At 33.3% G+C, this 21,903-nt stretch carries 19 protein-coding genes; 11 read left to right on the top strand and 8 right to left on the bottom strand.

Going from position 1 to position 21,903, the window contains the following annotated elements; genetic code table 11:
- The first annotated feature begins 37 nt into the window (after window positions 1–37).
- The 5 genes from ACGK9U_RS00410 (at window position 38) to ACGK9U_RS00430 (ending at window position 7,078) form a co-directional block, all read left to right on the top strand.
- Window positions 38–1,012 (top strand): hypothetical protein, encoded by a 975-nt coding sequence (locus tag ACGK9U_RS00410; RefSeq protein ID WP_394464369.1) that lies wholly within the window; start codon window positions 38–40, stop codon window positions 1,010–1,012.
- Window positions 1,013–1,341: 329 nt separating this feature from the next.
- Window positions 1,342–3,297 carry a PKD domain-containing protein gene (locus ACGK9U_RS00415; protein WP_394464370.1) on the top strand — a complete coding sequence of 652 codons (1,956 nt, stop codon included), beginning with the start codon at window positions 1,342–1,344 and terminating at the stop codon, window positions 3,295–3,297.
- A 102-nt stretch (window positions 3,298–3,399) separates the two neighbouring features.
- Entirely contained in the window at window positions 3,400–5,988 is a 2,589-nt protein-coding gene (locus tag ACGK9U_RS00420) for a CHAT domain-containing protein (RefSeq protein WP_394464371.1), read from the top strand.
- Window positions 5,957–6,400, top strand: a complete 444-nt coding sequence (locus tag ACGK9U_RS00425) for a TIGR02281 family clan AA aspartic protease (protein WP_394464372.1) — start codon at window positions 5,957–5,959, stop codon at window positions 6,398–6,400. The genes ACGK9U_RS00420 and ACGK9U_RS00425 overlap by 32 nt, the downstream gene beginning before the upstream one ends.
- A 48-nt stretch (window positions 6,401–6,448) precedes the next feature.
- On the top strand, window positions 6,449–7,078 hold the full coding sequence (locus ACGK9U_RS00430) for a response regulator (protein WP_394464374.1): 630 nt from the start codon (window positions 6,449–6,451) through the stop codon (window positions 7,076–7,078).
- A gap of 476 nt (window positions 7,079–7,554) precedes the next feature.
- On the opposite strand, the gene odhB is transcribed toward ACGK9U_RS00430, so the two are convergent.
- Window positions 7,555–8,784 (bottom strand): 2-oxoglutarate dehydrogenase complex dihydrolipoyllysine-residue succinyltransferase, encoded by a 1,230-nt coding sequence (odhB, locus tag ACGK9U_RS00435; protein WP_394464375.1) that lies wholly within the window; start codon window positions 8,782–8,784, stop codon window positions 7,555–7,557.
- A 47-nt stretch (window positions 8,785–8,831) separates the two neighbouring features.
- Window positions 8,832–11,573, bottom strand: a complete 2,742-nt coding sequence (locus ACGK9U_RS00440; RefSeq protein WP_394464376.1) for a 2-oxoglutarate dehydrogenase E1 component — start codon at window positions 11,571–11,573, stop codon at window positions 8,832–8,834.
- 155 nt (window positions 11,574–11,728) lie between these two features.
- Between ACGK9U_RS00440 and ACGK9U_RS00445 the strand changes: the two genes are divergently transcribed.
- The 4 genes from ACGK9U_RS00445 to ACGK9U_RS00460 all read left to right on the top strand — a co-directional run bounded on the left by ACGK9U_RS00445 (window position 11,729) and on the right by ACGK9U_RS00460 (window position 15,372).
- Window positions 11,729–12,259, top strand: coding sequence for an alpha-ketoglutarate decarboxylase (locus ACGK9U_RS00445; RefSeq protein WP_394464377.1), 531 nt, complete (start codon window positions 11,729–11,731; stop codon window positions 12,257–12,259).
- Window positions 12,260–12,417: 158 nt separating this feature from the next.
- Window positions 12,418–13,866, top strand: a complete 1,449-nt coding sequence (gene nirK / locus ACGK9U_RS00450) for a copper-containing nitrite reductase (RefSeq protein ID WP_394464378.1) — start codon at window positions 12,418–12,420, stop codon at window positions 13,864–13,866.
- Between the two features lie 11 nt (window positions 13,867–13,877).
- Window positions 13,878–14,654 carry a formylglycine-generating enzyme family protein gene (locus ACGK9U_RS00455; RefSeq protein WP_394464379.1) on the top strand — a complete coding sequence of 259 codons (777 nt, stop codon included), beginning with the start codon at window positions 13,878–13,880 and terminating at the stop codon, window positions 14,652–14,654.
- A gap of 4 nt (window positions 14,655–14,658) precedes the next feature.
- Entirely contained in the window at window positions 14,659–15,372 is a 714-nt protein-coding gene (locus ACGK9U_RS00460) for an SCO family protein (RefSeq protein WP_394464380.1), read from the top strand.
- 10 nt (window positions 15,373–15,382) lie between these two features.
- Here the strand turns inward: ACGK9U_RS00460 and ACGK9U_RS00465 are convergent, their stop codons facing one another.
- From ACGK9U_RS00465 to ACGK9U_RS00490, 6 genes are all read right to left on the bottom strand, one after another.
- Entirely contained in the window at window positions 15,383–15,841 is a 459-nt protein-coding gene (locus ACGK9U_RS00465) for a hemerythrin domain-containing protein (RefSeq protein WP_394464381.1), read from the bottom strand.
- Window positions 15,792–17,024 (bottom strand): hypothetical protein, encoded by a 1,233-nt coding sequence (locus ACGK9U_RS00470; RefSeq protein ID WP_394464382.1) that lies wholly within the window; start codon window positions 17,022–17,024, stop codon window positions 15,792–15,794. Before ACGK9U_RS00470 ends, ACGK9U_RS00465 begins: the two co-directional genes overlap by 50 nt.
- 107 nt (window positions 17,025–17,131) lie before the next feature.
- Complete coding sequence (gene ric, locus ACGK9U_RS00475) at window positions 17,132–17,863, bottom strand: iron-sulfur cluster repair di-iron protein (protein WP_394464383.1); 732 nt, start codon at window positions 17,861–17,863, stop codon at window positions 17,132–17,134.
- A gap of 48 nt (window positions 17,864–17,911) precedes the next feature.
- A complete protein-coding gene (locus ACGK9U_RS00480) occupies window positions 17,912–18,346 on the bottom strand; it encodes an RrF2 family transcriptional regulator (RefSeq protein WP_394464384.1) in 435 nt (144 codons plus the stop codon).
- A 66-nt stretch (window positions 18,347–18,412) separates the two neighbouring features.
- Complete coding sequence (locus ACGK9U_RS00485) at window positions 18,413–18,763, bottom strand: hypothetical protein (protein WP_394464385.1); 351 nt, start codon at window positions 18,761–18,763, stop codon at window positions 18,413–18,415.
- Complete coding sequence (locus tag ACGK9U_RS00490; RefSeq protein WP_394464386.1) at window positions 18,763–19,737, bottom strand: polyprenyl synthetase family protein; 975 nt, start codon at window positions 19,735–19,737, stop codon at window positions 18,763–18,765. Before ACGK9U_RS00490 ends, ACGK9U_RS00485 begins: the two co-directional genes overlap by 1 nt.
- Before the next feature lie 214 nt (window positions 19,738–19,951).
- Here ACGK9U_RS00490 and ACGK9U_RS00495 point away from each other — a divergent pair, with 214 nt between their 5' ends.
- Both ACGK9U_RS00495 and ACGK9U_RS00500 read left to right on the top strand, forming a co-directional pair.
- The gene (locus ACGK9U_RS00495) at window positions 19,952–20,557 is read left to right on the top strand and encodes a TetR/AcrR family transcriptional regulator (protein WP_394464387.1); all 606 of its coding nucleotides are present in this window, start codon (window positions 19,952–19,954) and stop codon (window positions 20,555–20,557) included.
- Window positions 20,558–20,561: 4 nt separating this feature from the next.
- The gene (locus tag ACGK9U_RS00500; RefSeq protein ID WP_394464388.1) at window positions 20,562–21,899 is read left to right on the top strand and encodes a TolC family protein; all 1,338 of its coding nucleotides are present in this window, start codon (window positions 20,562–20,564) and stop codon (window positions 21,897–21,899) included.
- Window positions 21,900–21,903 lie beyond the last annotated feature (4 nt).

Here is a 21,903-nt window from a genome sequence, read left to right on the forward strand (position 1 = left end):
TTATATGACAATGAATAACAATTAAAACCCAATAATCATGAAAAATTTAAAACACATTTTAGGAACACTTTTAGTAACTGCTTTAGTATTTACAAGCTGTACAAAAAACGACAACGACGATTTAGTAATTCCTGCAACCGCAGAAGAATTCAACGCCATTAAAGACCAAGCTTTGGAAAGCATTACACAAAATTTTCAGTTTAATGCTGAAGATGGTTCTGCAACATTCACATCAGAAAACGGTGTAGAAATAACCATTAATGGTTCTTGTTTAATCAAAAACGGAAACGCTGTAACTGGCGCTGTAGATATCGAATTTGTTGAAATATTTAACAAAGGCACCATGCTTACCACCAACAAACCTACTATGGGAATTTTACCAAATGGCGATAAAGCTCTATTAATTTCTGGTGGTGAGTTTTTTGTAGAAGCTACACAAAATGGCGTTGCTTTAGATACTAGTTGCGACTTTCAATTAATTATCCCTGCGGCTTTAACTGGCGGTACAGATAACGATATGATTTTATGGAATGGTATTATTGATGAAGGTGGAAACCTTGCTTGGGCCGAAAACAAACGCGATGGCGCTAACGGACAAGGTGGCGTGTTTGCCGAAGGTAATAGCTATTACGCTTTTATTGGCGACTTCGGATGGTCTAACGTAGATAGATTTTATAGCGACCCAAGACCAAAAACAACCATTCTTGTAGACGTACCAGAAGGTTACGACAATACCAACTCTGCTGTATATTTATCTTACGATGGAGAAGATTCTGGTTTAGCCAATCTTGATACTTACGATCCTGTTTCAGGTTTATTCAGCGAACATTACGGACAAATTCCTATCGGATTGGAGTGTCACGTTATTTTCATCTCAGAAGATGGTGGTAATTGGAAATATGCTATAAAAGCAGCAACTATTGTAGAAAACGGCATCATCACAATAAACGAAAACGAAACCTCAGTAGTTACCGAAGCACAACTTACAACCATAATCAATGGTTTACCATAAACATCTTTCCATGTTTACAACCTACTTAAAAATCATGGTTTGCCACAATTCTTAACCTACTTTTTTTATCCCAGAGACTTCAGTTTCTGGGATTTTTTAGACCTCACAGGTTTTTAAAAACCTATGAGGTCTTCTAAAATTTAGTATAATGGTATAAAAGAATACATCATGAAAAAGTTTGTTACCATATTCATTATAGTCTGCATAATATTATCAATTATATGTGCCAATGTTTCTGTAATCTTATCAAACTTACTGCCAAAATGAATTAAAACAATTTGATAAATATCTCTTTTCGTATATTTAAAATCTATTTAAACCTTATAAACATGAACAAACGGTTTTATTTTCTATGTTTATTTTTAATTGGCGTTTACAGTTATGCCCAAAAACTAATTGTAAACGATACATTAACGCGCATTGCTACCATTAAAAACACAACCCATGGTAACGAAGTCACATTCACCCCCGAAACACCTGCTTTAAACCAAATAGCAGGCGCACCAAAAGCCTTTTACACCCATTACTGGGAATTTGGCGATGGCCATTACAGCACCCAAGAAAACCCAAAACACACTTATAAAAAACCTGGTGAGTACGAAGTAAAATTATGGGCAACCAATAATTACGATACTGGAAAACCACCAACCACCCGACCTAAAAAAATTGCCATAAGCAACATCACCACCCCTTATAATGACGTAGCTACTATGGATGAAGACTTCATACTAAAACGTAACCGCGAACCCGTTCCAGATGAAGAAATCGTAGTTATACTAAGCTATAAAAACCCAAAAGATTATACTACAAACGGTAAATTGTATCTTTTTTACAATGAACACCAATACAAAGCCAATAATTTCGAGTTAATAGAAACCAGAACCTATAACAGTGAAAAAAACACAAATGCTGAAGGCTTCGCGTTTACCAGAAATATTGATGATGATGGCAACTATTTGGTAAGTTCAAATAATGATTTCATAAACGCTCGAACTTTTGCACAAGATTCTACCGAAAAAACCAATTTGCCATTAACCATTGCAAACTCTAAAGCTTTTTATAAAAATTGGAGCCTTTTAGAATTCGATAATATACAACCTAAGGAAGAACGCAACATCTTTTTCAGTTTAAAAACCACGCCAGAAATGCTTAAAGATACCAGCGCCATCATTTCAGTACGTGGTATTTATGTGCCCGATGCCAATTACGATAATCATAAAGTAAAGGATATGGAAATGGAAATCGTAACCTCGCACGATCCTAATAAAATGTCATCAAACGGCACATTTATGAATTACCGTTTGGTACGTTTTAAAACCTTGAAATACAAAATCAAATTTCAAAATAATGGCGAGGGTCCTGCACGTACCATTCGTTTAGAAACCGATATTCCTGATATGTTGGATAAATCGACCCTAAAGGTTTTAGACATGTACCCCAAGTGCGATATTTGCCCCAAAAAAGAAGTATTGTATAGTTGTTTAGACACCACGTTTACCGATACGCAGGCTATTTTCACTTTTAAAAATATTTATCTTCCGGGTAGCGAACAAAAAAACGTAAAGGAATATGATTCTACAAAAGGGTTTGTAAAATACAGCATCAAATTTGCCAAAGATTTTCACAAACAAAAAACCAAAAGTAGAACCGCCATCATTTTTGATAAAAACGATCCGATTTTCACAAATTACTCAACCACTCGTTTTCTGCCAGGTATTTCAATTGGTGCAAAAGTTGGGGTGAATTCCTTTTCAGATTTAAACAATTCTGAAAGTTACTTTTTTGGCGTTACACTTTCTCCATACAAATCCTATCGTTGGTATTGGCAGGTAGAATTGATGAATAATTTTCATAATTACGATTCCGACACCAATGTAACTACAGAATTTGTACAAGATACCCAAGGTATTAGAACCTTACAACGTACCACAACAAGCAATTCGTTTGAAAATATCGATTGGGACGTTCCTGTTTTATTGCGTTATAATGTAAACAATTATATAGGACTTGGAGCCGGTTTACAAAACACCATTTCATTAAGTGAAAAACAAGAGCAATCGGTTTTAATCGAACAATTTGAAGGTGATACCACAGATGGCCCTGTAATTAGCACTAAAGAAGACACCAATAAGGTATCCAATTCATTTACCAATTTAAGAACAGGGTTACTATTTGAAGCTACAGCAGGTTTTTCTAGAATTGGCCCTAGTTTGGGTGCGCGTTATATTATGAATTTTGAAAAAAATTTTAACTATTGGCAATTTTACGCCATTTGGAAATTCTGAGCCTAAGGTGCTTTTGGCAACACAACCTGCAAGGTTTTAGAAACCTTGTAGGTTTAACAATACACACCAAGATTATTAAAACCTTGCAGTAATGACTAAATTATGAAAATAACCATTTTTATTCTACTTTTTTTTATCTGCGGAATTTCTTTTTCTCAAAATTTAGAAGAAGCTATTTATACCGCTGCTGAAACATTTATTAGTAATAGAAATGATACATCGTTAAAACTATTAACTCAGCAGGAAGTAACTTTTAAAAACCATGTAAAAACGAAAGACGAACAATTGGCACTCGTTTTTTTACAATGCCATAAAGGATATTATTTAGATGAACATTCAAGACTAAAAGAAGCCATTTCCACTTATGAAGATGCTTTAAAACGTTTCAACAACAACGAGCTTTCAAAACTTTCAGATTTTGATATTATTGAAAGTTGCCTAAAACCATTGGGCAATTTATATACCAAAACTGGCGATTACACCAACGCTGTTAGCACCATAAACCAATACATTTTTTTAGCAGAAAAAAGCAAGACCACAAAACACAAAATAAGTGGCGCTATCAATTTAGCTAAATTGTATCAAACCATAAACAAACACGAAACGGTATTAAAAATTATTGAAGACGCCTCGAAGCTTCATAACATAAATAAGAACCAAAAAGAATTGCTTCAAAGTATAAAAAGTAACAGTTTATTAGCTTTAAATAAATTTGACGACGTTGCTTCTTTACATCGTTCTGCCTCGTCTTCAATATTTAAAACTTATAAAAGCCAATACATTGTTGCGCTTCAAAAGAATGATTATGTAACTGCATTAAATGCATTAAAAAAAGCAAAAGAATCTATTTCTGAAGCTGATTTATCTGAAAGAGAATTAGCTAAATTTTATGTTGAAGAAGCTCAATTATACCATTTGCTTAAACAACCAAACAACGCATTAAAAAGTTTACAACGTGCTACAAATACCTTATTACCCAACCTTAAAAAAGCGGGGTTGCCTGATAAAAAAGATTTATACACAGAAAATACCTTTATAGATATTTTTGACCTATTCTCAGTTGTACAAACCCATACAGACACGGCTTTAAAAAGTTATAATTTAAGTTTCTATGTTTCAGAATTATTACAAGAAAACTGGACCTCGCAAGAAGCTAAAATTTTTAACGAAACCACCAACAGAAGCAGAAGCGAACTTTGTATTGATTTGCTTGTAAACAGCTACCAACAAACCAAAAATAAATCGCTTTTGTTTGAGGCTTTTAAATATTCCGAGAACAACAAAGCTTCGGTTTTAAAGGATATGCACAATAAAAAAATGCGTTTGCTACAGTTTCCAAACGACAGTTTGTTAATTAAAGAATTCAAACTTTTAAAAACCCAAGAATACTACACAGGTTTATTGATAAAAGAACAACTTAGCAGCAATAAAGCATCAACAGTAAACAGTTTAAGTGAAAAATTAAGCAGCATCAGCCTTCAGTTAAAATCGCTGAAATTGGCAATTTCAAAAAAATATCCCGAAGACAACCATTCGCTTTCTTTAGAAACACTTCAAAAAAAATTAAAGGAAGACCAAGCGGTTTTAGTTGAATATTTCTTCGGAAAAAACACCTTATATCAATTTGTTATTTCTGAAATAGACATTAAAGTTGAAAGCATTCATTTAACCAACACCGTAAGAAAAAGCATAGTAGATTTTATTCATTTATTTGATGATGCTTCGGTAATTAATAATAACATAAACAGCTATACACATCAAGCGTTCAATGTTTTTGAGTTGTTGAAATTCAACAATATTTCAAACTATAAAAATGTGATTATTATACCCGATGGTTTGCTAAATTTTATCCCGTTTGAAGCTTTGCTTACTGCTAAAACTAGTACAACTTCATTCTCACAAATGCCCTTTGTAGTTAAAAACCATTATGTAGTTTATAATTCTAGTGCAACGTTTTATTTAACCGAACTTAAAAAAACCAATAACAAAAGTTTACTTGGTATTTTCCCTGTGTTTGAAAATACCAATCAAAAGCTTACTTATTCTATAGATGAAGCCGAGGCTATTCAAAAAGAAATGCATTCAAATATTTTGATGAATTCCAAGGCTTCAAAAACCAACTTTCTTAAAAATGCTTCCAAATACAGTATCATACATTTGTCAACCCATGCCAGTAGTGGCGATTTTATAAACCCTGCCAATATTTCGTTTTACGATGATACCATCATTTTAAACGAATTGTACAGTTTAGATTTGAATCCTAATTTGGTTGTTTTAAGTGCCTGCGAAACGGGTATTGGAAAACTTTACAAAGGTGAAGGTGCCATGAGTATGGCTCGTGGTTTTCAGTATGCTGGCGCAGAAAATTTATTATTTAGCTTGTGGCAAATTAATGATTTATCAACCTCACAACTCATGCAATCGTTTTATGAAAACTACAACACTACTGAATCGGCATCTATAGCAAATCATCATTCAAAAGTAGAATACCTCGAAAACGAAACGATTAGCAATATAAAAAAGTCGCCATACTATTGGAGTGCCTTTGTTTATTATGGAACGCTTGAAAAAGCAACACCAGATTATACCATATTTTATATGATTTTTGGCATAGCATTAAGTTTGATTGTGTTACTTTTATTGTTGAAATATAAAAATCATGACAGAAACACTAGAGGAATTTCTTCTTAACAAAGGCTATGTACGTGTTAAGTTACGCCTAACCAAAACTAACCATTTTGAAATAAAAGCAACTTTAAATGGTATTAAAGGACGCTTTATTTTAGATACGGGTGCATCAAACTCGTGTGTAGGTTTTGAGGCTGTGGACAATTTCAATCTAAAAGTTAAAGATTCCAATATTTTGGCGGCTGGTGCTGGAGCGATTAATATGGAAACCAAAATGTCCAATAAAAACAAGGTGAAAATTGGAAAATGGGAAACAAACAAAGTGGTTTTAGTTTTATTTAACCTAACGCATGTAAACACTGCTCTAATAAATCATAAATCAAAACCTGTGGATGGTATTATTGGTGCCGATATTTTAAAAAAATCGAACGCCATTATAGACTATGAGAAGAAATATCTTTACTTAAAACTTTAATATTTATTATATTTACCTTTTCCATTAATAGCACTTTAATTCCCTTAGATGAACACTTCAATTGTAATTGCAGACGACCATCCGCTTATGCTTCGTGGACTGACCGATTTTTTAAATTCAAAAGGCTTTACCATTGTTGGAAGTGCCCAAGATGGCAATACGGCTTACAACCTAATTATAAAGCTAAAACCTGAAATTGCTATTCTAGATATTAGAATGCCACAAAGAACAGGGTTAGAAATAGCTGAAGCTTGTAAAAAAAACAATCTTCCTACTAAAGTAATACTTATCACTTTCGATAAAGAAGAAGAATTATTTGACAAAGCCAAAGAATTTAATGTGTATGGCTATATTTTAAAAGAATTTGCTATTGAAGAAATTGAAACCTGCATTGAAAATGTTATAAACAATACACCCTATTTTAGTGACGAAATCGCTTCATATTTAGACCATAATACGAATAACAAACCTGAGAAGTTAAACCTTTTAACCAAAGCAGAATTAAAAATAGTTAAACTTATTTCCAATAATAAAACAAGTCAAGATATTGCTGAAGAACTTTCAATATCCAATCGTACCGTAGATAAACACCGAAGCAATATTGTATTAAAACTAGGTTTGGACAATAAACCAACATCGCTTTCAATTTGGGCCAATGTTAATAAAGACCATTTATAAAAATACGTAGAAGTGCGTATTTTTTTTGCCATTAATTCAACTTATCTTTACAGTGCTATTAATTAGTTCTTAGGGAGAATTAAAAGAAGGCTTTAAGTGTAATGCTTAAAGCTTTCTGCATTTTATAGAACTTCCCAACTTCAAAATTTGAAAAATACGTAGAAGTGCGTATTTTTTTTCACACAACCAAAACTTATCTTTACACTGCTATTAATTAATTTTAAGGGATAATCAAAATAAATACTCTGCCTTAAAGTGTGCAGAGTTTTTATTATGATGTCGAAAAAAATTAAGGCTATGGAAAAAGACAATAGTTTTCTGGACAAATATTTCATAATAGGGTTAATTACACTAGTTGTTATTGTAATTGCTATAAATATTGTTTATTGTTTAAGTTAGTTTTTTCTTTAAAAAAGAAAAGTGCTAACACGATTTTAATGTGTTAGCACTTTTTTATTTAATTAAAGTCTTTTTAACTAAAGTTCTAAAGCTCTTTTAACATCATTATTCATTAAAAGCTCTGTAGGATTTTCTAGGGCTTCTTTTACAGCTACTAAAAATCCGACACTTTCTTTACCATCAATAATTCTGTGATCGTATGAAAGCGCCACATACATGATAGGGCGAATTTCAACCTTACCATTAACAGCTACAGGACGCTCTACAATGTTATGCATCCCTAAAATACCACTTTGAGGTGGGTTAATAATAGGCGTGGATAACATACTTCCAAAAACACCTCCGTTTGTAATAGTAAATGTTCCTCCAGTCATTTCATCAATAGTAATTTGACCATCTCTAGCACGAAGCGCTAAGCGTTTTACTTCAGATTCAACACCTCTAAAACTTAAATTTTCAGCATTTCTAATTACTGGCACCATCAATCCTTTTGGTCCTGAAACCGCAATACTGATATCATAGAAATCATAGGAAACCATTTCGTTTCCATCAATCATTGAATTTACCGCTGGATACATTTTTAATGCTCTTACTACGGCAAGTGTAAAGAAACTCATGAATCCTAAACCAACGCCGTGTTTGTTTTTAAAGGTATCCTTATACTCGTTACGTAAAGCGAAAATTGGCGACATATCTACTTCATTAAAAGTAGTTAACATAGCCGTTGTATTTTTAGCTTCTACCAAACGCTCTGCTACTTTACGACGTAACATAGACATTTTGCTTCTTGATGCACCACGGCTACCTCCTGTAGGTGTTCCCATTGAAGGTACAGCACTAATAGCATCTTCTTTAGTTACACGTCCATCTTTCCCTGTTCCAGAAATTGAAGAAGCCTCCATACCTTTTTCGGCTAAAATCTTTTTAGCAGCAGGACTTGCTGTTCCTGTAGCATATGTTTTGTTTTCGACTGCGCTAGAACTAACAGCTTCTGGTTTTGGAGCCTCTGCTTTTGGTTCTTCCTCTTTCTTTTCTTGTTTTGGTGCATCTGCACTACCTTCTGGTTTTGCAGCACTTGTATCTATTAAACATACTACAGCACCTACCGCCACAGCATCGCCTTCTTCAGCTTTAAGTGTGATAATTCCACTTGCTTCCGCAGGAAGTTCCAATGTTGCCTTATCACTATCTACCTCAGCGATAGCTTGATCTTTTTCAACATAATCGCCATCTTGAACTAACCAAGTTGCTATTTCAACTTCTTTTATAGACTCGCCTGGTGAAGGCACTTTCATTTCTAAAATCATTCTTTTTATTTTAATGTTTTTACGAGTTTTTCAACTCCAATTTTATGTTATAGGATTTCAAATACTTGGTCAATAACTCTTTGTTGTCTTCTCTTATCTCTTGTGCCAGAACCTGGAGCAGGCACTGAACTATATGGTCTTGACATAACTTCTAGTTTAACAAAATCCAAGCGTTGTGCTACATGGCTCCAAGCACCCATGTTTTTAGGTTCTTCTTGAGCCCAAATATAATTTTTCACATTTGGATACTTAGCTATTATTTGCTTAATTTTCTCTTCATGAAGCGGGAATAACTGCTCTATTCTTACCAAAGCAACACTATTGTTTTCCAATTTCTCGCGTTGCGCCAATAAATCGTAATAGAATTTACCTGTACAGAAAACCAATTTGGTTACTTGCTCTGGGTTTAAAGTATCGTCTATAACTTCTTGGAACTCTCCTGTAGCTAATTCATTTAATGACGATACCGCTTTTGGATGACGCAATAAACTTTTTGGTGTGAATACGATTAATGGTTTTCTAAAATCGCGTTTCATTTGACGACGTAACAAATGGAAAAAGTTTGCAGGCGTTGTACAATCGGCAACAATCATATTATCATCGGCACATAATTGTAAAAAACGCTCCATTCTTGCAGAAGAGTGTTCTGAACCTTGCCCTTCATAACCATGGGGCAACAATACCACAATACCATTTTGAGCTTTCCATTTATCTTCAGCAGCCGATAAATACTGGTCGAAAATAATTTGGGCCCCATTACTAAAATCACCAAACTGTGCTTCCCAAATGGTTAAGGTATTTGGGTTTGCCATGGCATAACCATAATCGAAACCAAGTACACCATATTCAGATAAAAAGGAATTGAAAATATCCATTTTACCTTTATTCTTCGGGTTGGTGTTTAATAAATTAATACGATCTTCTGAAATTTCATCACGTAAAATAGCATGACGGTGGCTAAACGTTCCACGTTCCACATCTTGACCTGAAATACGAATGCTGAAGCCTTCTTCTAATAAACTTCCGTAAGCTAAAGTTTCTGCCATACCCCAATCTAAAGTATCGGTTTCAAAAACCATAGAAGCTCTACCTTCCAAAATTCTTTCTGCTTTACGCACAAACTTAACACCTTCTGGAACTGTTGAAACCACTTTGGCAATACCTTCTAAATCGCTTTTTGGATACGTCGTGTTTTCATTTTGAAGCATCTCTTCAAGTCCTTTACGGCTAAAACCGTTCCAACGCTCAATCATAAACTCTCTTACTTTAGAAGATTTTTCGTCTTTGGATTTTTCGTAAGCTGTTTCCAAAACATTTTTAAATTCCTCGGTAATACCGTCGGTATATGCTTGATCTATTGTTTTTTCAGCAATTAATTTATCTGAATATATTTTAAACGGATTATCGTGTTTCGCTATTTGTTTGTATAATTTTGGTTGTGTAAAACGAGGTTCATCACCTTCATTATGTCCGTATTTTCTATAACCTAATAAATCTATATAAACATCTTTTTTATAACGCATTCTATAAGCTAAAGCCAATTCAACAGCATGAACAACTGCCTCTGCATCATCAGCATTTACGTGCAATACTGGAGACAATGTTACTTTAGCAACATCGGTACAATAAGTACTAGAACGAGCATCTAAATAATTAGTAGTAAACCCTATTTGGTTATTAACTACAATATGAAGTGTTCCTCCGGTTTTGTAACCATTTAGTTGACTCATTTGCGCCACTTCGTATACAATACCTTGACCTGCAATAGCAGCATCTCCATGTATGATTATTGGTAAAATTTTAGAGTCATCACCATTATAATCGGTATCTATTTTAGCACGCGTAATACCTTCGGCAACAGAAGCAACTGTTTCTAAATGCGAAGGATTCGGCACTAAGTTCATTTTGATGGTTTTTCCGTTTTGGTAGGTTTTATCTAAAGTTAAACCTAAGTGGTATTTCACATCGCCATCAAAATCCAATTCTTCAAAATCTTTACCATCAAACTCGCTAAAAAGTTCGTGAACTGGTTTTCTAAATATATTAACCAAAGTGCTTAAGCGACCACGGTGAGCCATTCCTAAAACACACTCTTTAACACCATACTTTTCACTAGAAATATATAATGTGTTACTAAGTGCTGGTATAAGCGATTCGCCACCTTCTAATGAAAATCGTTTTTGCCCAACATATTTGGTCTGTAAAAAATTCTCAAAAGTAACGGCTTGATTTAATTTAGAAAGAATATATTTTTTGGTTTCCTTATCAAAATTAGGCTGGTTGTCGTTAACATTTAACTGACTTTGCCACCAACCAATAACCTCTGGGTTGCGCAAATACATGTATTCAACCCCAATAGAACTGCAGTAAATTTTATTTAAGTGAACTAAAATTTCGCGCAACGTTTGAGCTCCAATACCTAAAACTTCACCAGCATTGAAAACGGTATCTAAATCGTTTGCGCTAAGGCCGAAATTTTCGATAGCCAATGTTGGTTCATAACTTCTACGTTCGCGAACTGGGTTTGTTTTGGTAAACAAATGCCCTCGCATTCTATAGCCATCAATAAGTTTTACTACTTGAAACTCTTTTTGAAGAGATTCTGGCATTTGGGTTGAAACACCTTCAACAATTTCGCCCTGTAATCCATAGTTTTCACTACCAAAGTCGTACCCTTGAAAAAAGGCTCTCCAACTTGGTTCTACTGAATCTGGACTTTGTAAATATTGGTCATATAAATCGGCAAAATACGATGTATGTGCTGCGTTTAAAAAGGAAAATTTATCCATTATATTTTTTAATACACTTAATTTAAGTCAAATTTCAGCAAAAATACAACTTTTAGTAAAATTAGATGTTTCTTTTTTTATATTTATAAACCAATAACAACCGTAATATTAATAAGTTAATTTTTTATGTTAATTTTTTAAATATTTCTATTTATATGAATAGATTTTATTCAATCATTAAAATTACAATACCATTTTTTTTCATTATTCTTAGTGTTTCGCACAATTTAAACGCGCAACAAAACCATGATGATTTTTGGAATTCCGTACGTTTTGGAGGCAGTGTTGGCCTAAGTTTTGGCGATGGCTTTTTTAGTGGCACATTAGCCCCAAGTGCCATTTATGAATTTAACAATCAAGTAGCCTTAGGGCTCGGATTGAATGGCACTTACAATTCGCAAAAAAACTTCTATAAATCTACTATTTTTGGAGGAAGTATCATTAGTTTATTTAGCCCTATTAACGAGATCCAACTGTCTGCCGAATTTGAAGAGCTGAATGTTAACAGAAAATGGGAAGATGATTTAGGAATAGCCGATGAAAACTATTGGTCTCCCGCTTTATTTTTAGGTGCAGGTTATAGAAACGGAAATGTTACTATTGGCATTAGATACGACCTTTTATATGACAAAAACAAAAGTATTTACGCCGATGCTTGGGCACCTTTTGTGAGATTTTATTTTTAATTCTTGTAAGCTTTATTCATTTGAAGTCTGCAAACAACAGATATTTTTTTTCATTTAATGACTTTTGTCATATTTCATACATTTCTTATTTATTAATTTTGATTTCACAAAAAAGATAAATTTATCCTCTTTAAAAACTAACTATAAGATTTTTAGAAATGAAACATTCCCATTTATTATTTGTATTCTCAGTAGCTAGTATGCTATTTTTAGCGTCATGTTTCGATAATAAAGAAACTGTTTACGATAACGCAGCCGATATTCCCGTAAACAGGGAAATGATCGCTGAATTGACATCGCCACCTCATGTACCAACACCTGTGGGTAAACGAAAAGCCAAAAAACTGATTGTGAAAATGGAAATTCTTGAAAAAGAAGGCGAAATGACCGATGGTGTTAAATATGTTTATTGGACTTTTGGTGGTACAGTACCAGGTAGTTTTATAAGAACTCGTGTGGGCGATGAAGTTGAGTTTCATTTACAAAACCATCCAAACAACAAACTTCCGCATAACATTGATTTGCATGCTGTAACTGGCCCAGGTGGTGGTGCCGAATCATCGTTTGTAGCGCCCGGACACGAAAAAACATTTTCATTTAAAACTTTAAACCCTGGTTTATACGTGTACCATTGTGCCACTGCACCAGTAGGAATGCACATTGCCAATGGGATGTACGGACTCATTTTAGTGGAGCCAGAAGGTGGTTTGTCTTTAGTTGACAAAGAATATTACATCATGCAAGGCGACTTTTATACAAAAGGCGCTAACGGAGAGCGTGGTTTACAACCTTTTGATATGCAAAAAGCAGTGGATGAAAAAGCTGATTATGTGGTGTTTAATGGCAAAGTAGGATCATTAACAGGCGATAATGCCATAACTGCTAAAGTTGGAGAAACCGTAAGATTGTTTGTTGGTAATGGTGGTCCAGGATTGGTGTCGTCTTTCCATGTTATTGGTGAAATTTTTGATAAAGTTCACGTCGAAGGTGGCGATTTAATCAATAAAAATGTACAAACTACTTTGATTCCTGCTGGTGGTGCTGCCATGATAGAATTTAAAGTAGATGTACCCGGAACATTCATTTTAGTAGACCACTCTATTTTTAGAGCCTTCAATAAAGGCGCTTTAGGGATGCTAAAAGTAGAGGGCGAAAAAGACAAAAAAATATATTCAGGCGAACTACGTGATGACATTTATTTACCCGAAGGCCCAGGTATCCAATCGATGCCAACAACAGGTGAAATTGTTGCTTCAGAAATTCCTGCAAAATCATTTGAAGAACAAATGGAATTTGGTAAACAAGCCTACATGCAAACCTGTTTTGCTTGTCACCAAGCCGAAGGACAAGGCGTGCCTAATGCATTTCCTCCTCTAGCAAAATCAGATTATTTAAATGCCGATGTTGATAGAGCTATTGGTGTTGTTCTACATGGTTTAACAGGAGAAATTACTGTTAATGGTCAGAAATACAATAGTGTCATGACACGTCAAATGCTATCTCCGGATGAGATTGCAAACGTATTGACTTACGTGTACAACAGTTGGGGTAACTCTAAAAAAGTGATAACAAAAGCTATGGTTGAGAAAGTGAAAAACAGAAAATAAATAAGAGTAAAATGAAAACCAAAGCCTTCAGACTATTCATCGCATTGTTAGTGATTCAGACATTCCTTTTTGCCCAGTCTGAAGGCATGGTTTTCATAAAGGGAAGTCGTTATATACCACTTTATGGGCGCGATTCAACCGTGGTTGAAGTAAAAGATTTTGAAATAGATGTATATCCTATTACAAATGCTGAGTATGAAAATTTTGTTAAAAAATATCCTAAATGGCAAAAATCTAAAGTCATAAAATTATTTGCAGATACCAGTTATTTATCTAATTGGAAAAATGATTTAGAACTTAAAGCTTCTGAAAAACCAAACAGTCCTATTACCTATATTTCTTGGTTTGCCGCTAAAGATTATTGTGAATGCCAAGGTAAACGGTTGCCAACGGTTGACGAGTGGGAATATGTAGCCATGGCAGACGAAACCACGAAAGATGCTCGAAAAAAACCGTCTTATAACAAACAAATTTTAGCTTGGTATGAAGCTCCCAGATTTAATGAAAATACTATTGGAGAACATCAAAAAAATGCTTGGGACGTTCACGATTTACATGGCTTAGTTTGGGAATGGACTTTAGATTTTAATTCCGTTTTAATAACTGGAGAATCTAGAAAAGATGTAGACAAAGACAGTAATTTATTCTGTGGAAGTGCCGCTGTTAATGCCACCGATTTAATGAATTATGCCGCTTTTATGCGGTACGCCATTCGAGGTAGCTTAAAAGCAAAATACTCAATGAAAAACTTAGGTTTTCGCTGTGCCAAAGACATTAATTTAAAGTAAAACCATGCAACATTTAAAATATCTTGTATTTGCATTTATAACCGTTTTAGCATTTCAAAGTTGTAAATCTGATAAAAAATCAAACGATGGAACTATTGAAGTTTATCAGTGTCCTATGCAATGCGAAGGAGATAAAACCTATAATGAAGCGGGAAGTTGTCCTGTTTGTCATATGGATTTAATAGCGGTTGAAACCAGCTATAAATTGGTTAATGACAGTACCATTTCAGAAGAATCCATTTTTAATTTAACATCTCATTGGAATACGGAAGAAGGCAAAACCATTCAGCTAAAAGAGCTTAAAGGGAAAACCTTGGTCATGGTCATGATTTACACATCATGCAAAGCAGCTTGCCCACGTTTAGTGGCCGATATGCGAAATATTGAAGCTCAAATTCCTGCTAAAAAAATAAAAAACATTCAATTTGTTATGGTAAGCATCGACCCAGAAACTGATACTACAGAGAAACTAAAAGCTTTCGCAAAAGAAAATGCTATGGATGGTGACCAATGGATGTTTTTACAGGGTTCGGTAAGTGGTGTTCGCGAATTTGCGAATGTGTTATCAGTAAAATACAAAGAAATTTCACCTATTGATTTTTCCCATTCCAACATCATTTCAGTATTCAATGCACAAGGTGAATTAGTACATCAACAAGAAGGTTTAGGCGTTGATAATAAAGAAACTATTGAAAGTATTATAAAAGTAACCCCTTAAAAAAGAGTGACTATTTCCAGAATTCATCATCAAGCTTATCTATAAAATCAGCTTCTTGGTGAATTTTTTCTATGAATTCCAACTCAGGTTCGGTGGCTATTTTTTGAATTTCCGGAAACAGAACGCGTTCTTCAAACCGAATGTGTTGTTCTAAAACTTCTTCAATTTTACTTAAAGCATTTTTTATATCTTCATCTAAAAACAATTTTTTTAACCGTCTGTGATCTGATAAAGCACGTTTAATCAAGTCATTATCTGCTTTCAAAATAGAAAAAACGTATTGTTCTTCCAATTCAAAATGAGGTATCAAATGGGTTTTAAAAAACCAATCGGCATATACCTTGATACGTTCAGGCTCGATATTTTTGCTAAAGCCAGCTCTAATTTTCCAAGACAATAATAATCCGTGGTGATGTTCTCTACTTAAAGGTTGTAAAGCTTTGTGGCGCTTCAATGGTTTTTGCGACATAATTTTTAGTTTTTAAAATATTTAAAATGAAGCATCCTATACCAAGAGGTAATAAGATGCTACTTAGGAATAGGATGAGATAATAATTGGATATCAACCCTTGTCCGAAATAAAACAAAACACCTTGAATAGCCAGAATTACTTCGGTTAATATAAACCCCAAAACAAAAGAAACTATTCCAAAAGTGAGTAATTTGGTTTGTTCTATTAAATCAGTTTGCAATAAAAATGCAAATAAAAATCCAGAAATAACCCCTAACATGGTTAAATGAATGAAGCCTATTATAAAGTTTCTGTTTTGAAAAACCATATTTGAAACCTCTGGAAATAATGAGGTTGATTGCAAAACAATTTTTAAAACAAGACACAGCAAGGCAAAACCATACATAAGTTTTACAATACTTAATTGGTTCTTTATTAACACTCCAAATACAGGTTTAACAAATTTATAAAAGTAAAATAGTAACCCAATTTGCAGTAAAACACCAAAACCATTAATCCACAACAAAGAATTATGAGGTGCTAACCAATGAACAGGCCATGCAAAAGTGAATACCGTTGAAACAATTAAGAGTTTAAAGAATAGTTGAAACTGTTTTGAGTCCTTAAGCTTTAATTTATGAAATAAAACAGCTATAACGGCTATTAAAAACCAACCATTAAACTGAAAATGTAAAAAGAATTGAATGGCTATTTGATAAAATGCTGAAGCTTGCCCAACAGTTGCAACGGCAGGACCCAAACACCAAACACCTACTGTAGAAAGCAACATAAATACCAACGAAGCTTTTAGCAAATAACTAGTTACAACCGATTCGGTCTTGTGATACTTAAAAGTTAAATATGCAAAATAATAACTGCAAAAAATATGCAAGGTTGAAAACGTAATTGAAACCACTGCATACCCTTGAAACGGAAAGCTAAATAACATACCAAAAACTGAAAATTGTGTAACCCAAAATAGCTTATTATAGACAGGTTTTTTCTCTAGAACAAAATAATGAACAATAAGTGTAAATAACATTAAATACACCCAACCCAACATAGCAATATGGGAATGGGCATGGGTTAAAAATCGATAATCCAAATCCACAGGTTGTACAAAAAAATAACGCAATGCCAACCCTAAAACTGCAGCTATAAAAAAGTTAAGTAAGCATATTAAAACATGTTTTTTAGACATTGGTAAGTTGGTTTTTATAAAAATACCCTAAAAATATAAATTCCAGAAAACGCAAAAGCAATCTTCCGGAATTTATTCACTAAATATTAGAAATTTAAAATTTGCTATTAATTAAATTGTTGTTCTAATTTTATAGCTTCAGGGAATAAAATATTGTTTTCTAAATGAATGTGTAAATGCAAATCTTTTTCAAATTCATTCAACATTGCGAAGGTTACTTTATAAGTATTGCAGGCATCGGCTGGAGGATTGTAATCATTTGTTAATTCAGCTATTTGTCTAAAGCGTTCACCTTCTGTATCATGTTCATGCATCATCATTGCAATAGGGTTTTCAACCGTTCCAAATTGTGGTGACAGGATGGAACCTGCTTCCAATTTTGCTTTCACCATTTTTTTTACAAAAGGGAAAAGAATCAATTCTTCTTTTTTCATATGGCTTGCCAATTCTCCTGCTGATGAACTGAAAAGTTCATTGATTTTAAATAATTCCGGATGACGCTCTCCATGAACTTTACATAATTTATCTAAAAACTGACGTAAAACAGGAATTTTTTCTTCCACATAACGGTGGTGTTTTTTCTCAATATATTCAGCCAATAAATCTAATGGCCAGGACTTATAATCAATAGATTGGTCTGTGTTAGAGTTTAAAACTGTTTCCAATTCTTCTAACACGGTGTTACTGTCAATGTCTTTTTTTTCACAAGCTTCTTCAACAGATCTGTTTCCGTTGCAACAGAAATCTATTTTATATTTTGCAAATACAGCCGCAGTTCTAAAATCGTCTGCAACATACTGTCCAATTTGTTTTTGTGATTCTTTGTGTATTGTTTCCATAATGATTTTTATTTCGGATAAATTTATCCTATTTATATTCAAATTTTTTTATACCTTCAAAAATGAAGCACCAGATTTTATGTTAAGTGCTAATTCTTCTAAACTTGTGTTTTCTAACATGTATTTTAATTCGTCCCTAACACCTTTAAACTTATCGTGCACAGGGCATGGGTGGTTTTCATCACACTTTTCCAAACCTAAACCACAACCGTTGTATATACTATCGCCATCAATAGCTTTTACAATTTGTGCGAGTTTAATATGTTTAATTTCGTTTTTACTAACCTCAAAACCACCATAAGCGCCTTTAACAGATTCTATAACGTTATGTCTTACTAAAGCTTGTAGAATTTTGGCAGTAAAAGCTTGTGGTGAATTAATTTCTTCAGCTATTTCTTTAGGGCTTACGCGCTTTCCTTCATACGAATTTATTGCTATGAAAATGCACGCCTTAATACCATACTCGCAAGCTTTTGAAAACATATTAATTCTAAATTTTATACAAATGTATGAAAATAATTTAACTGGGACAAGTTTATCTTAATTAAGTTATTTGTATTTATTTCTAAACCACACTTTTTGCCATTCGCGTTTTAAAATTAAAAACGAAACATCTTCAGATAGTTTAAGTACATCTTCGCCATTTAAAGCTTTAACTTCCTTTTCTGAAACATCTACAATATAAAGTAGGTTTAAATAATCGGTAAATTTTTCTTGAATGAGCTTATAAACCGTTTCGTGAAGCATCAGTTTTAGGCTTGATGGCAATACATCTTCATGAAAATCCAAATTGATATTTGCCAACAAAAAATCCTTATTAAGTTGAAGTACTAATTTTTGGTACAAGCTTAATTGATTGGCATTTTCAATTAAATCTTCAAAAGTTTTTGGTAATTGCATTATACATTTCTATTCATAAGGTTACTACCAAAGACTTTTAAAACTGTTTTTTTTTCTTCAGAAATTGACATGGTTTCCAAAACACTAAACGCTTTGTTTGTGAAATCTTCAATAGCCTTTTTAGTAGCTTCAGCAGAACCACTTTCTATAAAAATAGCTTTTACCGTTTCTATTTTTTGTTCATTATGATGAAGCGTTTCACTGAATAATTTAGAAAGCTTAGCTTTATTTTCTTCATTTGAAAATTCCAAAGCTTTAATATATAAATAGGTTTTTTTGTTTTCAATAATATCACCACCTACTTGTTTCCCAAAGGTTTTTGGGTCACCAAAGGCATCTAAATAATCGTCTTGCAATTGAAACGCAATACCTAAATTTTTACCAAATTCATAAATATTGTCCTGATCTTGTTCTGACGCGCTCGCAACAATAGCCCCCATTTTCATAGCCGCACCAACCAAAACAGCTGTTTTATATTCAATCATTTTTAAATATTCTGATACGGAAACATCATTGCGAGTCTCAAAATCTACATCGTATTGCTGTCCTTCGCAAACTTCTAAAGCTGTTTTGCTAAAAAGTTTTGCAAGTGCTTGAAAGGTGTTTGGTTCGTACTTCTCGAATAATTGATACGCCATAATTAACATAGCATCACCCGAAAGAATCCCCGTATTGATGTTCCATTTTTCGTGCACTGTTTCTTTACCTCTTCGCAATGGCGCATCGTCCATAATGTCATCATGTACCAACGAGAAATTATGAAATACTTCAATACTTAAAGCCGCATCAAGCGCTTTTGTGTACTCCATATTAAAAATTTCAGCAGTCATTAATGTTAAAACGGGTCGCAAGCGTTTACCACCTAATTGTAAAATATAATTTATGGGGTTATAAAGCGAAACTGGTTCTCGATGTGTTGTGAAGCCATTTAAAAATGAAGTGAATTCGTCTTGGTAAAATTGTACGTCTTGCATGTAACAAAAATAATGTAATTGCGTCAACTAATGCAACTACTTTATTTCCCAATATTAATAAATCGTTAAAACTTTGGAAACTTTTTTTGTTTTTAAAGTTTCCTGTTATACATTTGCAGCTAATTATGAAACATCCATAACTAAAAATTAGATACTTAATTCAATAATTTGTATGGATGTAACATGTGACAGATGAAAAAATGGATAGGACCACATGAAAGAAGATATTTTAAAAACAGCAGCCGATTTATTCTTAAACTACGGGTTTAAGAGTGTGACGATGGACGATATTGCCAATGCACTTGGCATGTCAAAAAAAACGATTTATCAATATTTTGAGAACAAAAACATACTGGTAGAAGAAACAACATTGTTTATGTTTCAATTGATTTCAAAAGGTATTGAAGAAATAAAGGCCCAAGAAAACAACCCTATTGAGGAAGTTTATGAAATAAAACAATTTTTAATGAAGCACCTTAAAGATGAAAAATCATCACCTCAGTATCAGCTTCAAAAATATTACCCAAAAATATGTGACTCGCTAAAATCTAAACAATCTTGTGTTATGGAAGATTGCGTTACCAGCAACTTACAACGCGGTATAGATTTAGGTTTATATAGAGACACCATAAACGTTGAGTTTGTATCTAAAATATATTTTAACTGCATAATGGCCTTAAAAGACAAAGAGCTTTTTCCGTTAAACAATTTTTCGATGCAAAGCCTTATGAATAATTATTTAGAATACCATTTAAGAGGTATTTGCACCCAGAAAGGTTTGGAACATTTAACCCAATATTTAAACAACAATCAATCATAAAAACATGAAACAAAAACTAATTTTACTACTTAGTTTAGTACTTTCAACAGCTATGTTTTCACAAGAAAACACACAAAGCTTTACATTGCAGGAAGCCATAAACTATGCTTTGCAAAATAACAGAACAGCTAAAAATGCATCGCGCGATATTGAAGCTGCTAAAAAGCAAAAATGGGAAACTATTGCTACCGGTTTGCCACAAATTGATGGTAATATCGATTATCAAGATTTTATAAAACAGCAAGTTCAACTTTTTCCAAGCGATTTTAGTAACCCAAACGCACCTTACGTTCCAGTAAATTTTGGTTTAAAACAAAATGTAAATGCATCTGCAACTTTAAGCCAATTAATATTTGACGGCTCTTACATTGTTGGGTTACAATCGGCAAAAGTGTTCTTAGAAATATCTAAAAACGCAAAGATTAAAACCGATTTGGAAGTTAGAAAAGCCGTTATTAATAGTTACGGGAATGTACTATTAGCTGAAGAAAGTGTTAATATCTTGCAAAAAAACAAAATAGTTTTAGAAAAAAATCTAAATGAACTTACCAAAATATATGAAAATGGTTTAGGGGAAGAGGAAAGTTTGGAGCAATTAAAAATAACGCTATCGGGTGTTGAAAGCACATTAAATAATACCATTCGTTTAAGAAAGGTAACATACCAAATGCTAAATATGACTTTAGGATTGGATATCGACAACACAACCATTTTGTCTGATAATCTAGAAACCCTAACAGTTAGAAACCTTGATCTAGACTTAATAAACACATCATTTTCTATTGAAAACACAATAGATTACCAAATAGCTGAAAATAATAAAACCGCAAAAGCCTTATTGGTAAAACTAGAGAAAAGCAGGGCGTTACCAACCCTTAGAGCCTTTTTAACAGAAGGCTACGTTTCTTATAGTAATGATTTTGACTTTATTAATAAAGACCAAAAATACTATAACTATGGGCTTTTTGGGGTAAATTTAAAAATACCCATTTTAGGATCGGGTCTTAAAAGTGCAAGAACACAACGTGCTAAAATTGATTTGGAAAAGTCAATAGACGATTTAACCGAAACAGAACAACGCTTAAAACTCCAAATTTCAGCTGCAAAAAGCGATTACCAATTTGCAGTAGAAGATTACAATAATAAAAAGCAAAACTTAAATCTTGCCGAACGTATTGAACAAAAAAACCAAACCAAATTTTTTGAAGGTATTGCTTCCAGTTTCGATTTAAGACAAGCACAAACCCAATTATACACGGCTCAACAAGAATTTTTACAAGCTATGTTGGACGTTATCAATAAAAAAGCAGAATTAGAAACCTTGTTAAATACTACTAACTAAAATA

The sequence above is a fragment of the Mariniflexile sp. HNIBRBA6329 genome (assembly GCF_043558645.1).
Taxonomy (GTDB): domain Bacteria; phylum Bacteroidota; class Bacteroidia; order Flavobacteriales; family Flavobacteriaceae; genus Mariniflexile.

What these genes read in the sequence shown, in the direction of transcription:
- ACGK9U_RS00410 (WP_394464369.1), top strand. Translation starts at nt 38, where the DNA reads ATGAAAAATTTAAAACACATTTTAGGAACACTTTTAGTAACTGCTTTA.
- ACGK9U_RS00415 (WP_394464370.1), top strand. Translation starts at nt 1,342, where the DNA reads ATGAACAAACGGTTTTATTTTCTATGTTTATTTTTAATTGGCGTTTAC.
- ACGK9U_RS00420 (WP_394464371.1), top strand. Translation starts at nt 3,400, where the DNA reads ATGAAAATAACCATTTTTATTCTACTTTTTTTTATCTGCGGAATTTCT.
- ACGK9U_RS00425 (WP_394464372.1), top strand. Translation starts at nt 5,957, where the DNA reads ATGACAGAAACACTAGAGGAATTTCTTCTTAACAAAGGCTATGTACGT.
- ACGK9U_RS00430 (WP_394464374.1), top strand. Translation starts at nt 6,449, where the DNA reads ATGAACACTTCAATTGTAATTGCAGACGACCATCCGCTTATGCTTCGT.
- odhB (WP_394464375.1), bottom strand. Translation starts at nt 8,784, where the DNA reads ATGATTTTAGAAATGAAAGTGCCTTCACCAGGCGAGTCTATAAAAGAA.
- ACGK9U_RS00440 (WP_394464376.1), bottom strand. Translation starts at nt 11,573, where the DNA reads ATGGATAAATTTTCCTTTTTAAACGCAGCACATACATCGTATTTTGCC.
- ACGK9U_RS00445 (WP_394464377.1), top strand. Translation starts at nt 11,729, where the DNA reads ATGAATAGATTTTATTCAATCATTAAAATTACAATACCATTTTTTTTC.
- nirK (WP_394464378.1), top strand. Translation starts at nt 12,418, where the DNA reads ATGAAACATTCCCATTTATTATTTGTATTCTCAGTAGCTAGTATGCTA.
- ACGK9U_RS00455 (WP_394464379.1), top strand. Translation starts at nt 13,878, where the DNA reads ATGAAAACCAAAGCCTTCAGACTATTCATCGCATTGTTAGTGATTCAG.
- ACGK9U_RS00460 (WP_394464380.1), top strand. Translation starts at nt 14,659, where the DNA reads ATGCAACATTTAAAATATCTTGTATTTGCATTTATAACCGTTTTAGCA.
- ACGK9U_RS00465 (WP_394464381.1), bottom strand. Translation starts at nt 15,841, where the DNA reads ATGTCGCAAAAACCATTGAAGCGCCACAAAGCTTTACAACCTTTAAGT.
- ACGK9U_RS00470 (WP_394464382.1), bottom strand. Translation starts at nt 17,024, where the DNA reads ATGTCTAAAAAACATGTTTTAATATGCTTACTTAACTTTTTTATAGCT.
- ric (WP_394464383.1), bottom strand. Translation starts at nt 17,863, where the DNA reads ATGGAAACAATACACAAAGAATCACAAAAACAAATTGGACAGTATGTT.
- ACGK9U_RS00480 (WP_394464384.1), bottom strand. Translation starts at nt 18,346, where the DNA reads ATGTTTTCAAAAGCTTGCGAGTATGGTATTAAGGCGTGCATTTTCATA.
- ACGK9U_RS00485 (WP_394464385.1), bottom strand. Translation starts at nt 18,763, where the DNA reads ATGCAATTACCAAAAACTTTTGAAGATTTAATTGAAAATGCCAATCAA.
- ACGK9U_RS00490 (WP_394464386.1), bottom strand. Translation starts at nt 19,737, where the DNA reads ATGCAAGACGTACAATTTTACCAAGACGAATTCACTTCATTTTTAAAT.
- ACGK9U_RS00495 (WP_394464387.1), top strand. Translation starts at nt 19,952, where the DNA reads ATGAAAGAAGATATTTTAAAAACAGCAGCCGATTTATTCTTAAACTAC.
- ACGK9U_RS00500 (WP_394464388.1), top strand. Translation starts at nt 20,562, where the DNA reads ATGAAACAAAAACTAATTTTACTACTTAGTTTAGTACTTTCAACAGCT.